Below are 14,884 nucleotides of genomic sequence, written 5' to 3'. Positions count from 1 at the left end.
TTTACAGCCTGCTTACCCTTTTTTCAGGCTTTTGGGATAACTTTGCGTTAATTTGAGGAGTTTTTATCGTGTTAAAACTATCTGCTATTGCTGCGGCGACCCTATTTGCATTAACTGGATGCGCATCAAATTCAGCTAATAATCAACAGTTAGTGAACCAAATGGGCTCGCAACTTAATGTCAAATATCAAGTGCTCGATAACCATGGTGCAGAAAATGGTGTTGATTGTAGTGCATTGGGTGCTGAGTGGGCAGCATGTAATAAAGCGTCTATTACTTTGACCAATAACGGTGCTGAAATTAACTCAAAAGATTGGGTTATTTATTTCCACAGCATTCGAATGATTTTAGATGTCCAAAATGAGCAGTTCAAAATTACTCAAGTTACTGGTGACCTGCATAAACTAGAGCCTACTGATAAGTTTGATGGTTTCCAAGCCGGTGAAGTGGTTGAAGTACCTATTATTGGTGAATACTGGCAGTTGTTTGAAACTGACTTCATGCCACGTTGGTATGTTACATCAGGTGATGCAACACCAAAAGTAATTAGCAATACTGATTCAGAAAATGTAGCTGATTACTCTGCGCCTATTACTGGTGATAACTGGAAGCGTATCGGTGCAGACAATAACATTTTGATGAACACACAAACCCGCTTTGCAAAAAACCAAGATACTGCAATATTGCCAGCACAACAGCTGCGCGGACAAATTCTGCCAACACCGGTACAAGTGACCGTAGGTAAAGCTGATGTTGATCTTTCTAATGGCATTACGCTTGATACCCTTGCTTTGCCAAAAGCAACAATTGACGCAGTTGCGGCACGTTTTACCCAACTAGGTGTTAAAGTAGAAAACCAAGGCACACAACACGCTTTTCCCATTAATGTCAGTATCAACAAAGACGCATTTAAAGGAAAATGGCAAAAGGCTGGAGCATATACACTCGATATCACACCAAAAGGTGCAACCATTATCGGTATTGATCCTGCAGGCGCATTCTATGGTTTGCAATCGATGATCTCACTGATTCCAATGTCAGGTGATAAAAAAATTGCTACCGTTGCGGTAAAAGATGTCCCGCGTTTTGAACACCGTGGTATGCACGCTGATGTTGGCCGTAACTTCCATACCAAAGAGGCCATTTTACGCCTGCTAGATCAAATGGCAGCGTATAAGCTAAATAAATTCCACTTCCATTTGAGTGATGATGAAGGCTGGCGTTTAGAGATCCCAGGCCTGCCTGAGCTGACTGATATCGGTGGTAAACGTTGTCATGATTTGAGCGAAACACAGTGCTTGCTGCCACAATTAGGCTCTGGCCCTGACAGCAACAATTTGGGCAGTGGCCACTATAGCAAGCAAGATTATATCGATATCATTAAGTACGCACAGGCACGTAATATCGAAGTGATCCCTGAACTGGATATGCCTGCACACGCCCGTGCTGCGGTAGTCTCAATGGAAGCTCGCTATAAAAAACTGATGGCGGAAGGAAAAGAAGCCGAAGCGAATCAGTATCGCCTGCTTGATCCGCAAGACACCTCAAAAACAGTGTCAGTTCAGTTCTATGACCGTACTAGCTACCTCAACCCGTGCTTAGACTCTTCACAAAACTTTGTGGATAAAGTGATTGGTGAAGTTGCAGCAATGCATCAAGCCGCCGGTCAGCCACTGCAAACATGGCATTTTGGTGGTGATGAAGCGAAAAACATCCACTTAGGGGGCGGTTTCCAAGATATTAATGCCGCCGATAAAGTTGACTGGCGTGGCACGATTGACCAAAGCAAAGAAGATAAGCCGTGGGCAAAATCACCGGTTTGTCAGAAGATGATTGCTGATGGCAAAGTCTCTGATTTTGAACATTTACCAAGCCAGTTTGCGCTGGAAGTCAGCAAGATAGTTAATAAGCATGGCATCGGCAAGATGATGGCATGGCAAGATGGTTTGAAAGATGCCGAAAGCGCGAAAGCCTTTGCCACTAAGAAAACCGGTGTCAACTTCTGGGATACCCTGTACTGGGGTGGTTTTGACTCAGCAAATGATTGGGTAAATAAAGGATACGAGTTTATTGTATCGAACCCAGATTATGTCTATTTCGATATGCCGTATGAAGTTAACCCGAAAGAGAGCGGTTACTACTGGGCAACCCGTTTTAGTGATGAGCGCAAAATCTTTGCCTTCGCACCAAACAATCTACCGCAAAATGCGGAAACATCGGTTGACCGTGATGGCAATGCCTTTACCGCAAAAAGCGATAAGAAATGGGGCGGCGCTACCGGTGTTCAGGGTCAGTTCTGGAGCGAAAGCATCCGTACCGACGAGAACATGGAGTACATGATCTACCCTCGCCTTCTGCCGCTGGCTGAGCGTGCATGGCATCAGGCTGATTGGGAACTCGATTATGTTGCCGGACGTGAGTTTAAAGGCGGTGAAACGCAGTTTGTGAACAAACGTGCCTTGAATAAAGATTGGACACGCTTTGCCAATATCGTCGGCCAACGTGAGCTGGCAAAACTCGATAGCGCAGGTATTCACTACCGTCTGCCAGTACCGGGTGCGGTCATTGTCAACGGTGTTCTAGAAACCAACACCGCACTGCCGGGTGTTGCTGTTGAGTTCTCAACTGACAACGGCACAACATGGCAGCGTTATGATGCAAAAGCAAAACCGGCCGTAAGTGGTGATGTTCAAGTTCGTAGCGTCAGCACTGACGGAAAACGCACCAGCCGCATCGAGACAACCAGCAGCAAATAAGCATCTTGCTGCTCTCTTATGTCGGAAGATGAATAGAAAAATAGACTATTTTCCCTTTCCACAGCAACTAACCCGCCGTTTGGCGGGTTTTTTTTATCTTTTTACACAGATTATGATTGCAACGGTTGTTTGCAGGGGCGGTATTGTGGATGATATTGGGTTATGTTGTTGCATCACCGCGAGTGAGGGTAAATAAAATGAGTGAGGCAGAAGCCCGCCCGACTAACTTCATTCGTCAGATCATCGATGAAGATCTGGCGACTGGTAAACATACATCGGTACATACCCGTTTTCCGCCTGAACCAAACGGGTATTTGCATATCGGTCACGCAAAATCTATCTGCCTGAACTTTGGGATTGCACAAGATTATCAAGGCCAGTGTAATCTGCGCTTTGATGATACCAATCCGACCAAAGAAGACATTGAATTTGTTGAGTCTATTCAGCGTGATGTGCAGTGGCTGGGCTTCCAGTGGACTGGCGATATCTGCTACTCCTCTGACTATTTTGACCAACTGCACGGCTATGCAATTGAGCTCATTGAAAAAGGGCTGGCGTATGTTGATGAGCTGACTGCAGATCAAATCCGCGAATACCGTGGCTCTTTGACTGAAGCTGGCAAGAACAGCCCGTACCGTGATCGCAGTGTAGAAGAGAACCTTGCGCTATTCGCCAAAATGAAAAACGGTGAATTTGCCGAAGGTTCAGCCTGCCTACGCGCAAAAATTGATATGGCATCACCGTTTATCGTTATGCGTGATCCAGTGATTTATCGCATTAAATTTGCCGATCATCATCAAACCGGCAGCAAGTGGTGCATCTACCCGATGTACGACTTCACCCACTGCATTTCCGATGCGCTTGAAGGCATTACCCACTCTATCTGTACGTTGGAGTTTCAGGATAACCGCCGTCTGTACGACTGGGTACTCGATAACATCACCATTTCGTGCCACCCACGTCAGTACGAATTTTCACGTCTGAATCTTGAGTATGCGATTATGTCAAAGCGTAAACTCAATCAGCTGGTTACTGAAAATATCGTTAATGGCTGGGATGACCCGCGTATGCCAACCGTTTCAGGTTTGCGCCGCCGCGGTTATACCTCTGAATCTATCCGTGAGTTTTGCCGCCGTATCGGTGTAACCAAACAAGACAACATGGTAGAGATGTCGGCACTTGAAGCCTGTATCCGCGAAGATCTGAACGAAAATGCGCCACGAGCCATGGCCGTGATCGATCCCGTACGTGTGGTTATTGAAAATCTGCCTGAAGGTCATCTGGAAAACCTGACTGCACCGGCACACCCGAACAAGCCTGAAATGGGTACCCGCGAATTACCGTTTACCCGCGAAGTATTTATTGATCGCGCGGATTTCCGCGAAGCGGCCAATAAGCAGTTCAAGCGCTTAGTATTGGGTAAAGAAGTCCGTCTGCGTAATGCCTACGTGATCAAAGCAGAGCGTGTAGAGAAAGATGATGCTGATAACATCACTACCATCTTCTGTACTTACGATGCCCAGACATTAGGTAAAGATCCGGCTGACGGCCGTAAAGTAAAAGGCGTTATCCACTGGGTATCTGCCGATAAAGGTGTTCCGGCAGAGATCCGCTTGTATGACCGCCTGTTCAGCATTGCCAATCCAGCAGCGGCAGAGGATTTCCTCTCGACCATTAACCCAGACAACCTAATTATTCGTCAGGGTATTGTTGAGCCAAGTCTGGTTAATGCACCGGTTGAGCACGCTTTCCAGTTCGAGCGTGAAGGCTACTTCTGTGCAGATAACAAAGACTCATCGCCTGAGCGTTTGGTCTTTAACCGCACCGTTAGCTTACGTGATACCTGGGCAAAGCAGGACAACGCGTAAAAATAAACGCGCACGTTGGCTGGTAAGTCATCAGTTTTTAGCCAACCATCATGTGGCTGGTAACACAAAGAACGGGTGATAACCAAGCCACAAGCCAGTAAAAACAGGGTCAGAGTGTCGGCCCTGTTTTTTTATCCTTTTATTTATCCTGAACCCGCAAAGACTTATGTAAAAAATACCGAGATTAAATACAGACATAAAGTACGGGTATTACGTACAGGCATTACATGTAAGAAAGGCTGACACAAAGATAAATATCTACTAATACACACAAATAAAGCGGCTCATATCCCTATTAATAATAAGTGATTTTATCGCCTTCCCAATAACACTGCTGTGCATCCTCAAAACAGTACGCTTTTTTTACTGCATTCCAAACTTCATTCCAGAAAAAATAGGCTACATTTTCTTTATCAACATATTGATAAAAAACACTAAAACCCTATTTTTGGATGATGAGCACCCTCAATATCAACGCAAATACGCTGATGATGTAACTGGTCACCACGATACGGAATCAGTAGAATAGAGTGTTTATATGCAGCCGCGCTCGCGCAGGCTGGCGTTCCTACCTGTTTTGGACACTGAGACTCGATGACGAAGAAACTTCACATCAAAACCTGGGGCTGTCAGATGAATGAGTATGACTCATCAAAGATGGCTGATCTGCTGGATTCAACCCACGGTTACCAGCTAACGGATGACGCGGCAGAAGCAGATGTTCTGCTGCTTAACACCTGCTCAATCCGTGAGAAGGCGCAGGAGAAAGTGTTCCACCAACTGGGACGCTGGCGCGCACTCAAAGAGAAAAAGCCAGATCTGATTATTGGGGTTGGCGGCTGTGTGGCTTCACAAGAAGGGGCTCATATTCGTGAGCGTGCGCCCTATGTCGACATGATTTTTGGCCCGCAAACCCTGCACCGCTTGCCAGAAATGCTGACCAAGTTATCTGGCAACCGTAGCCCAATTGTCGATGTCAGCTTCCCTGAAATTGAGAAATTCGACCGCCTGCCAGAGCCGCGTGCCGAAGGCCCAACCGCCTTTGTTTCTATCATGGAAGGCTGCAATAAATATTGTACTTACTGCGTAGTGCCTTACACCCGTGGTGAAGAAGTTAGCCGACCGGCTGATGATATCATTCTTGAAATTGCCCAGCTTGCTGCGCAAGGTGTTCGCGAAATTAACCTGCTGGGTCAGAATGTTAACGCTTACCGCGCAGTAAACCATGACGGCCAAGAGTACAGTTTTGCTGAACTGCTGCGCTTGGTTGCCTCTATTGACGGTATTGACCGTCTGCGGTTTACCACCAGCCACCCGATTGAGTTTACTGATGATATCGTAGCCGTGTATGAAGATACGCCAGAGCTAGTGAGCTTTTTACATCTGCCAGTACAGAGCGGTTCTGACCGTGTACTGACGATGATGAAACGTGCACACACGGCTATTGAATATAAGTCATTGATTCGTAAAATCCGTAAAGCACGCCCTGATATTCTGATCAGCTCAGACTTTATTGTGGGCTTCCCAGGTGAAACCGAGGCTGACTTTGAGCAAACCATGAAGCTTATTGCCGAAATCGGGTTCGATATGAGCTACAGTTTTGTTTTCTCTGCTCGCCCAGGCACGCCGGCCGCTGATATGCCAGATGATGTGCCGGAAGAGGAGAAAAAACAGCGTTTGTATATTCTGCAAGAGCGTATAAACCAGCAAGCAATGCAGTATAGCCGCCAGATGCTCGGCACAACGCAACGTATTTTGGTTGAAGGTTTATCACGTAAAAGTGTGATGGAGCTGTCTGGCCGTACTGAAAATAACCGAGTGGTTAACTTTGAAGGTACACCGGATCTGATCGGAAAATTCGTGGATGTTGAAATCACTGATGTCAATCCGAACTCATTGCGCGGTAAACTATTACATACAGAAGAGCAGATGAATCTGCGTGTAGCACAATCACCGGAAAGTGTTATTGCTCGTACACGTAAAGAAGATGATTTAGGTGTTAGTACCTACATGCCTTAATCTTCTTATGCTGTTTTACTGCCCGCCATTTGCGGGCAGTTGTTTAAGGGATAGGGGTAAAATTTGAACAAGGTCCATTCTCAAGAAATCTCGCTTGAACCGGCTGATAATAAGCGTTTAATGAGCTTGTGCGGCCCGTTTGATGATAACCTGAAACAACTTGAACACCGTCTTGGTGTGGAAATTATCCGCCGTGATAACCACTTTCAGGTTTCAGGAAAACAGACGTGTATCAGTGCAACTTGCCAGATTTTGACTGATTTATATGTTGAAACTGCGCCCGTACGCGGCATTGTTAACGATATCAGCCCTGATCATATCCATCTTGCCGTAACAGAAAGCCGGGTACTCGAACAAATGGCGGCCGAGATCCCCGCGCACGGCAAAGAGGTGATCATCAAAACCAAACGTGGTCTGATTAAACCGCGCACCCCCAATCAGGCAAACTACATTGCCAATATTTTGCGTCATGATATTACCTTTGGTATCGGCCCAGCCGGTACAGGTAAAACCTATTTGGCCGTTGCCGCAGCCGTTGATGCTTTAGAGCGTCAAGAGATCCGCCGGATTATGCTGACCCGCCCAGCCGTTGAAGCAGGTGAAAAGCTTGGCTTTTTACCCGGCGATCTGAGCCAGAAAGTCGACCCGTATCTGCGTCCGCTGTATGATGCGCTGTTCGAAATGCTCGGCTTTGAACGGGTAGAAAAACTGATTGAACGCAATGTGATAGAAATTGCGCCACTGGCATACATGCGCGGCAGAACGTTAAATGATGCGTTTATTATTTTGGATGAGAGCCAAAACACCACCACAGAACAGATGAAAATGTTCCTGACTCGGATTGGCTTTAACTCAAAAGCGGTGATTACCGGTGATATCACACAAGTTGACTTACCGCGCCACCAAACCTCAGGCTTGCGCCATGCGATTGATGTGCTGAAAAATGTTGATGATATCAGCTTCAATTTCTTGGTAGCCGGCGATATCGTGCGCCATCCTGTTGTTGCGCGTGTCGTGATGGCTTACGATGCGTGGGATGCCAGTCAGCAGCAGCAAAAAGCAGAACGTGAACGCCGCTATCGTGACAACCACGACAATCAGGCTGCACAAGATTCCCGTGAGCCGAACGAAAAAACGGAACATCTGCCAGAAAGCAGAGTCAATACAACAACGCCTGATGAGAATACAGCACAATGACGGTTGAATTGGATTTACAAATTGCCAGCGCCAATGAAGAGGGCTTGCCAACCAGTACCGATTTTCAACGCTGGCTTGATGGCACTGTGCTTGCTTTTCAACCGGAAGCCGAAGTGACCATTCGGATTGTTGATGAAGATGAGAGCCGTCATTTAAATTTCACCTACCGTGGTAAAGATAAACCAACCAATGTGTTATCTTTCCCGTTTGAAGCACCACCCGGTATTGAACTTCCGCTGCTTGGTGATTTAATCATCTGCTGCCAAGTGGTTGAAACAGAAGCTGCCGAGCAAGAAAAAGATCGTCTGGCACATTGGGCTCATATGGTTGTGCATGGCAGTTTACATCTGCTGGGTTATGATCATATTGAAGATAATGAAGCCGAAGAAATGGAGTCTTTAGAAACGGAAATCATGCAGGAGATGGGATACCCCGATCCGTATGCAGCCGAAAAAGACCTGGATTAACTAACTAATTAGAGCACATGAGCGACGACCATTCGCAACACACTGATGGCCCCAGTAAAAAGGGATTTTTCAGTCAGCTGTTAACGCAGCTCTTCCACGGAGAACCAAAGAACCGCAGCGACTTGTTCGATGTGATCCGTGATTCCGAACAAAATGATCTGATTGATCAGGAGACCCGCGAAATGATCGAGGGTGTCATGGAAATCTCCGAACTTCGGGTTCGGGATATCATGATCCCGCGTTCTCAAATTGTGACCCTGAAAAAAAATCAGACCCTTGATGAGTGTATCGATGTGATCATTCAATCTGCGCACTCCCGTTTTCCGGTGATCAGCGAAGATAAAGATCATATCGAAGGCCTGCTCATGGCAAAAGATCTGCTGCCGTTTATGCGCAGTGATGCCGCACAATTCGAAATGGACAGTGTAATACGCCCTGCTGTCGTTGTTCCAGAGAGTAAGCGCGTTGACCGCATGCTGAAAGACTTCCGCTCGCAGCGTTACCATATGGCCATTGTGATCGATGAATTTGGCGGTGTATCTGGCCTTGTCACCATTGAAGATATTCTCGAAGAGATTGTCGGCGATATTGAAGATGAGTACGACGAAGAGGATGATCGTGATATTCGCCAACTCAGTCGCCACACCTTTGCAGTAAGTGCGTTAGCCCCGATTGATGATTTTAACAGTGCTTTCAACACACATTTTAGTGATGAGGAAGTTGATACCATTGGTGGATTAATCATGCAAAGCTTTGGGCACTTACCTGCACGTGGAGAGCATGTCACCATTGATAACTACCAGTTTAAAGTCACCATGGCTGATAGCCGTCGCATTATTCAAGTTCGGGTCACTATCCCGGATGATGCTCCACTTCCTAATTTGGCTGATTAAGTACTAATGATACCACTTTTAACCCGCTGGCGCGTTGCGCTGCCGCTGGCGGCTTTTTTCGGCGCGCTAGGTACTCTGGCTTATTCCCCGTTTGATTTATGGCCTTGTGCTTTGATTTCCCTCACAGGGCTTTTACTGTTAACCGTTAATCGCTCCCCTAAACAAGCAGCTATCATCAGTTTTGCTTGGGCATTTGGCCTTATGTTTAGCGGATTACACTGGATCAACGTCAGTATTCAACAATTTGGTGGATTACCACTGGTTGTTGGTTGGTTATTAGTCGCCCTACTCTGTGCTTATCTCTCACTGTATTCTGCGCTGTTTGGCGCACTATTAGCACGGTTTTTCCCTAACACCAATGCAGCACGGTTCGTCTTTGCTGCACCGGTATTGTGGACATTCACCGAGTTTTTACGTGGCTGGCTATTTACTGGTTTTCCGTGGTTACAATTTGGCTATACCCAAATTGATGGCCCGCTCAAAGGCTTAGGCCCAATTACCGGTGTACAAGGTATCACTTTTGTACTGATGCTGATCAGCGGCCTGTTTGCACTAACACTGGCCCGCCGCCAATGGTTACCTGCCGTGATTGCCATACTGTTGCCTCTAAGCCTCTGGCCAATTGCCAATCATTCATGGGTAACACCAGAGCCAGCACGCAAGCGTGATGTTGCACTGATTCAAGGCAATATCGATCAAGAGTTAAAATGGGAACCCGCTTATCGCGTTCCTACCATGCAGACTTATCTGGATGCCTCACGCCCTTATCTACAACGTGGTGATTTGGTTATCTGGCCAGAAGCGGCCATTCCTTCAATTGAAAGTGAAGAGAATCAACTGCTGAGCATGCTCGATGGCATCACCCGCAGCAATAAAGCGATTTTGATTACTGGTGTGGTCGATCAGCGCCCTGATACCAAAGCGTTCTACAATACTGTGATTACGCTGGGTGATCCGCAGGAAACTTATCAATACCCAACCCAAAATCGCTATAACAAAAACCATCTGGTTTTGTTTGGTGAGTATGTGCCGTTTGAGTCACTGTTGCGTGAAATTGCTCCGCTGTTTAATCTGCCGATGTCCTCTTTTAGCCGAGGTGAATATTTACAACCTGATTTGCGAGCCGGCGACTATCATCTTGAAACAGCAATCTGCTATGAGATTATTTTGGGCGATAGAATGCGAGCCAATTTCTTGGCTAACCGAGATACTGATTTCTTATTGACCGTATCCAATGATGCATGGTTTGGCCACTCTATTGGGCCGTGGCAACATTTCCAAATGGCCAGAATGCGCGCACTCGAACTGGGTCGCCCGCTATTGCGTGCAACCAATAATGGTGTCACTGCTGTGATTGATGCTAACGGTGAAATACAGCAACAGATCCCACAGTTTAAAACAGCCGTACTCAGTGCAACCGTCGTACCAACACGCGGAGACACACCGTATGTTCGTTTTGGTAACTGGCCGTTGTGGATTGCAGCAGCACTTAGCCTGATCATTGCAGTACGCCTGCGCAACAAATAAACCGTTGAAAGCAGAGTTATACCGTTATCGTACCGGCAGCAAAATGTTATTCTGCCGGTACGGTTTTGCTCCTAATAACACGTTTTTACCTGATATTTCTCTGACATTTAATAGGTATTTAGCTGATCACAAAACCGAGCAACAAAACTCAACAGATTAAGGCTGGAATGGCTGGCGGCTAAATGCTGTCTCACCGCATTTTGGGCAGGCCGGTAAAATATCAGGGTGATTAAACACGATGCGATGATGACAGTGTTCACACACGATATTACCAAGCCCCACCAACTCACCACTTTGGTATACCCCGTGGTGGGTAACATCATCAATCACCTCGTGCCACTCTAACTGGGTTTTATCCGTAATATCGGCTAATCCCTGCCAGATACTCTCTTTTAAACTCAGGAAAAAGACCCCTTCTTTAACTGCCTCTTTGCTCTCGGCATAAGACTGCGCAAACTCAGCTAAATCCCGCTCAATATAGGCATTAATCAAGGCCAGCTCATCGCGCGTTAAATCACTGGTGGCATTCAGGTAGCTCTCGGTAGTTTCAACCGCTTTATTCAGCTCATGCTCACCGGCTTGTAAATCTTGCGTAAAACGATCAATAAAAGCGCGATAGTACTTAGTCCACTGACTCATATATCCCCCTTAAATCAGTCACGTTAACGGTTTTCACCCCAGTTTTAGCCTGTAATCACAACAATTGCTTTATGGGTGATGTAAATCATTATTGCTGTAATTCTGGTAAATAGTCTATTACCTCACCCGCAAATGACGAAACTCTGCATCGAAACCGTGGTTACTATTGTTGCATCTTGCTTCTATACGTTATTCTATGGCTATTCCTGATCTTGATACTTAATTCACCCCACAGAATTCTGGATATTCAGCATGCAAGAGCAATATCGCCCGGAAGACCTTGAAAGCAAGGTTCAGCAACATTGGGAAACCAATAAAACATTTCAAGTTACTGAAGATGCTAGCAAAGAGAAATTCTATTGCTTGTCTATGTTCCCGTACCCTTCTGGCCGACTGCATATGGGGCACGTTCGTAACTACACCATTGGTGATGTGATTTCACGTTATCAGCGTATGCAAGGTAAAAACGTACTGCAACCTATTGGTTGGGATGCGTTCGGCCTGCCTGCTGAAAATGCGGCGATTAAAAATAAAACTGCGCCTGCACCGTGGACTTACGACAATATTGAGTACATGAAAAACCAGCTAAAAATGCTGGGCTTTGGCTATGACTGGAAGCGCGAAATGGCGACCTGCAAGCCAGAATACTACCGCTGGGAACAGTGGTTCTTCACCAAGCTGTACGAAAAGGGTCTGGTTTACAAAAAAACCTCCTCTGTAAACTGGTGCCCGAATGACCAGACCGTACTGGCGAACGAACAAGTTATCGAAGGCTGCTGCTGGCGTTGTGATACTCACGTTGAACAAAAAGAGATCCCGCAGTGGTTTATCAAAATCACCGATTATGCCGATCAACTGCTTACCGATCTTGACGGTTTGAACGAGTGGCCTGATATGGTGAAAACCATGCAGCGTAACTGGATTGGCCGCTCTGAAGGTGTTGATATTACGTTCGATATGGACGGAATGGATGAAACACTGACTGTATACACCACGCGTCCAGATACCTTCATGGGTGTTACCTATGTTGGGATCGCGGCAGGGCATCCGCTGGCACAAAAGGCGGCTGAGAATAACCCTGAACTAGCTGCATTTATCAACGAATGCCGCAACACCAAGGTTGCCGAAGCTGAACTAGCAACCATGGAGAAAAAAGGGGTTGCTACCGGCCTGTACGCTATTCACCCACTGAATGGTCGTAAAGTCCCAGTTTGGGTCGCCAACTTTGTACTGATGGGCTACGGCACGGGTGCGGTCATGGCGGTGCCTGCGCACGATCAGCGTGATTACGAATTTGCCACTAAATACAACCTGCCGATTGATGCGGTTATCGCACCGGCTGATGGCAACGCACCGGATATCTCAGCACAAGCCTATACAGAAAAAGGCCTGCTGTTTAATTCCGGTGAGTTTGATGGGCTTGATTTTGATGCCGCCTTTAACGCCATTGCTGACAAACTCAGCAGCATCGGTAAAGGTGAGCGTCGCGTAAACTTCCGTCTGCGTGATTGGGGTGTTTCCCGTCAGCGTTATTGGGGTGCGCCAATTCCGATGGTAACACTGGAAGACGGTACCGTTGTTCCAACGCCGGAAGATATGCTGCCAGTGGTTCTGCCAGAAGATGTCACGATGGACGGGGTACAAAGCCCGATCAAAGCCGACCCTGAGTGGGCAAAAGTGATGGTCAACGGCCAACCGGCACTGCGTGAAACCGATACCTTTGATACCTTTATGGAATCATCATGGTACTACTCTCGTTATACCTGCCCAGACTATAACGATGGCATGCTTAACCCAGATGCGGCGAACTACTGGCTACCAGTGGATCAGTATATTGGGGGTATTGAACACGCTACCATGCACCTGCTCTACTTCCGCTTCTTCCACAAACTGCTGCGTGATGCCGGTTTGGTCAACTCTGATGAGCCGGCAAAACGCCTGTTGTGTCAGGGTATGGTGTTGGCTGATGCGTTCTATTACACCGGCAATAACGGTGAACGGATCTGGGTTGCGCCAACCGATGCGATCATCACCGAGCGTGATGCTAAAGGTGCTATCCTCAAAGCTGAAGATAAAGATGGCCACCTGCTGGTATATGCAGGTATGAGCAAGATGTCGAAATCAAAAAATAACGGCATTGACCCTCAGGAGATGGTAGAGAAATACGGTGCAGATACGGTACGTCTGTTCATGATGTTTGCCTCTCCAGCAGAGATGACCCTTGAGTGGCAAGAGTCAGGCGTTGAAGGTGCGAACCGCTTCCTTAAGCGTATCTGGCGTTTAGCCTTTGAGCACATTGCACAAGGTTCAGTAGCAGCACTTGATATTGCCGCTCTTAATGCTGATCAGAAATCACTGCGCCGTGATCTGCACAAAACCATCGCTAAAGTCAGTGATGATATTGGCCGTCGCCAAACATTCAACACGGCTATCGCTGCTGTGATGGAGCTGATGAACAAGCTGACCCGCATGCCACAAGAGAGCGAACAAGATCGTGCCTTGTTGCAAGAGGCTCTTATGGCGGTAGTTCGTATGCTTTACCCAATTACCCCACATATCGGTTTTGCTTTGTGGCAAGCTCTTGGTGGTGACGGTGATATCGATGTTGCACCTTGGCCAGTTGCTGATGAAGCGGCAATGGTGGAAGACAGCAAGCTGGTGGTTGTACAGGTCAACGGTAAGCTGCGTGGTAAGATAACTGTAGCGGCAGATGCCACCGAGGAACAGGTAAAAATCGCAGCATTTGCTGATGCCAATATTGCCAAGCATACTGAAGGAGTAACTATCCGTAAGGTGATTTACGTTCCCGGTAAGCTGCTGAATGTGGTTGTCGGCTAATACAGGAGCTTTTGAGTGTTAAAGCACTTACGATTCAAATCGTTAATGCTGATTCTGACCGTGGTAGCAATAGCTACCACGGCAGGTTGTGGTTTTCACTTGCGCGGTACAACGCAGATCCCCACAAACCTTCAGACCATGACATTACACAGTTATGATCCTTATGGCCCATTAACTCGCGCAATGCGTGAGCAAATGAAACTTAATAACATTACATTGATCGACGAGCAAAAAGCCAATTCAGATATTCCTACCTTTCGCTTAAATAGCGCCAGCCAAGGAAATATTGTCTCATCTGTATTCAATAATGGTATTGCCGCAGAGCGAAATATCACCTTAACGGTTAATGCATCAGTATTAATACCTGGGCAGGATGTTTATCCTATCTCAGTACAAATTTCTCGTGCATTTTTTGATAACCCGAATACGGCACTTGCTAAAGCAGCAGAAGCATCGTTGCTCAATGATGAAATGTATCAGGAAGCAGCTCGTCGTTTAATGCTTAAACTGCTGACGATTAACCCTAAACATGTTGTAACCCCTAGGACACCGGAAACGCACTAGCGTAAGACCTGAAAACAAAGGGGAAACACACGCACCGTTATCTGATAAATTCTTACGCAGTAGTGGTATGTAATACCTACACGGAATACTAATAACAGTATTCCGTGTAACACAGA

At 46.7% G+C, this 14,884-nt stretch carries 10 protein-coding genes; 9 read left to right on the top strand and 1 reads right to left on the bottom strand.

Annotated elements, in window-relative coordinates; genetic code table 11:
* Positions 1–68: 68 nt before the first annotated feature.
* The 7 genes from ACRC53_RS06235 to lnt all read left to right on the top strand — a co-directional run bounded on the left by ACRC53_RS06235 (position 69) and on the right by lnt (position 10,727).
* Positions 69–2,756 (top strand): beta-N-acetylhexosaminidase, encoded by a 2,688-nt coding sequence (locus ACRC53_RS06235; RefSeq protein WP_438642649.1) that lies wholly within the window; start codon positions 69–71, stop codon positions 2,754–2,756.
* 197 nt (positions 2,757–2,953) lie between these two features.
* Entirely contained in the window at positions 2,954–4,624 is a 1,671-nt protein-coding gene (gene glnS / locus ACRC53_RS06230) for a glutamine--tRNA ligase (RefSeq protein ID WP_438642648.1), read from the top strand.
* Between the two features lie 594 nt (positions 4,625–5,218).
* Entirely contained in the window at positions 5,219–6,643 is a 1,425-nt protein-coding gene (gene miaB / locus ACRC53_RS06225) for a tRNA (N6-isopentenyl adenosine(37)-C2)-methylthiotransferase MiaB (RefSeq protein ID WP_438642647.1), read from the top strand.
* A gap of 120 nt (positions 6,644–6,763) precedes the next feature.
* A complete protein-coding gene (locus ACRC53_RS06220; RefSeq protein ID WP_438642718.1) occupies positions 6,764–7,840 on the top strand; it encodes a PhoH family protein in 1,077 nt (358 codons plus the stop codon).
* Positions 7,837–8,307 carry an rRNA maturation RNase YbeY gene (ybeY, locus tag ACRC53_RS06215; RefSeq protein ID WP_438642646.1) on the top strand — a complete coding sequence of 157 codons (471 nt, stop codon included), beginning with the start codon at positions 7,837–7,839 and terminating at the stop codon, positions 8,305–8,307. Before ACRC53_RS06220 ends, ybeY begins: the two co-directional genes overlap by 4 nt.
* 17 nt (positions 8,308–8,324) lie before the next feature.
* On the top strand, positions 8,325–9,200 hold the full coding sequence (corC, locus tag ACRC53_RS06210) for a CNNM family magnesium/cobalt transport protein CorC (RefSeq protein WP_438642645.1): 876 nt from the start codon (positions 8,325–8,327) through the stop codon (positions 9,198–9,200).
* 6 nt (positions 9,201–9,206) lie between these two features.
* Entirely contained in the window at positions 9,207–10,727 is a 1,521-nt protein-coding gene (lnt, locus tag ACRC53_RS06205; RefSeq protein WP_438642644.1) for an apolipoprotein N-acyltransferase, read from the top strand.
* Positions 10,728–10,883: 156 nt separating this feature from the next.
* Here the strand turns inward: lnt and ACRC53_RS06200 are convergent, their stop codons facing one another.
* Positions 10,884–11,366 (bottom strand): zinc ribbon-containing protein, encoded by a 483-nt coding sequence (locus tag ACRC53_RS06200; RefSeq protein WP_438642643.1) that lies wholly within the window; start codon positions 11,364–11,366, stop codon positions 10,884–10,886.
* A gap of 252 nt (positions 11,367–11,618) precedes the next feature.
* On the opposite strand from ACRC53_RS06200, the gene leuS reads away from it, so the two are divergent.
* Both leuS and lptE read left to right on the top strand, forming a co-directional pair.
* Entirely contained in the window at positions 11,619–14,204 is a 2,586-nt protein-coding gene (gene leuS, locus ACRC53_RS06195; protein ID WP_438642642.1) for a leucine--tRNA ligase, read from the top strand.
* A gap of 15 nt (positions 14,205–14,219) precedes the next feature.
* A complete protein-coding gene (gene lptE, locus ACRC53_RS06190; RefSeq protein ID WP_438642641.1) occupies positions 14,220–14,768 on the top strand; it encodes an LPS assembly lipoprotein LptE in 549 nt (182 codons plus the stop codon).
* Positions 14,769–14,884: the final 116 nt, after the last annotated feature.

It is taken from the genome of Plesiomonas sp., from assembly GCF_051652165.1.
In the GTDB taxonomy this organism is placed as follows: domain Bacteria; phylum Pseudomonadota; class Gammaproteobacteria; order Enterobacterales; family CAMTGL01; genus Plesiomonas.
This window is presented reverse-complemented; position numbering and strand designations above follow the sequence as displayed.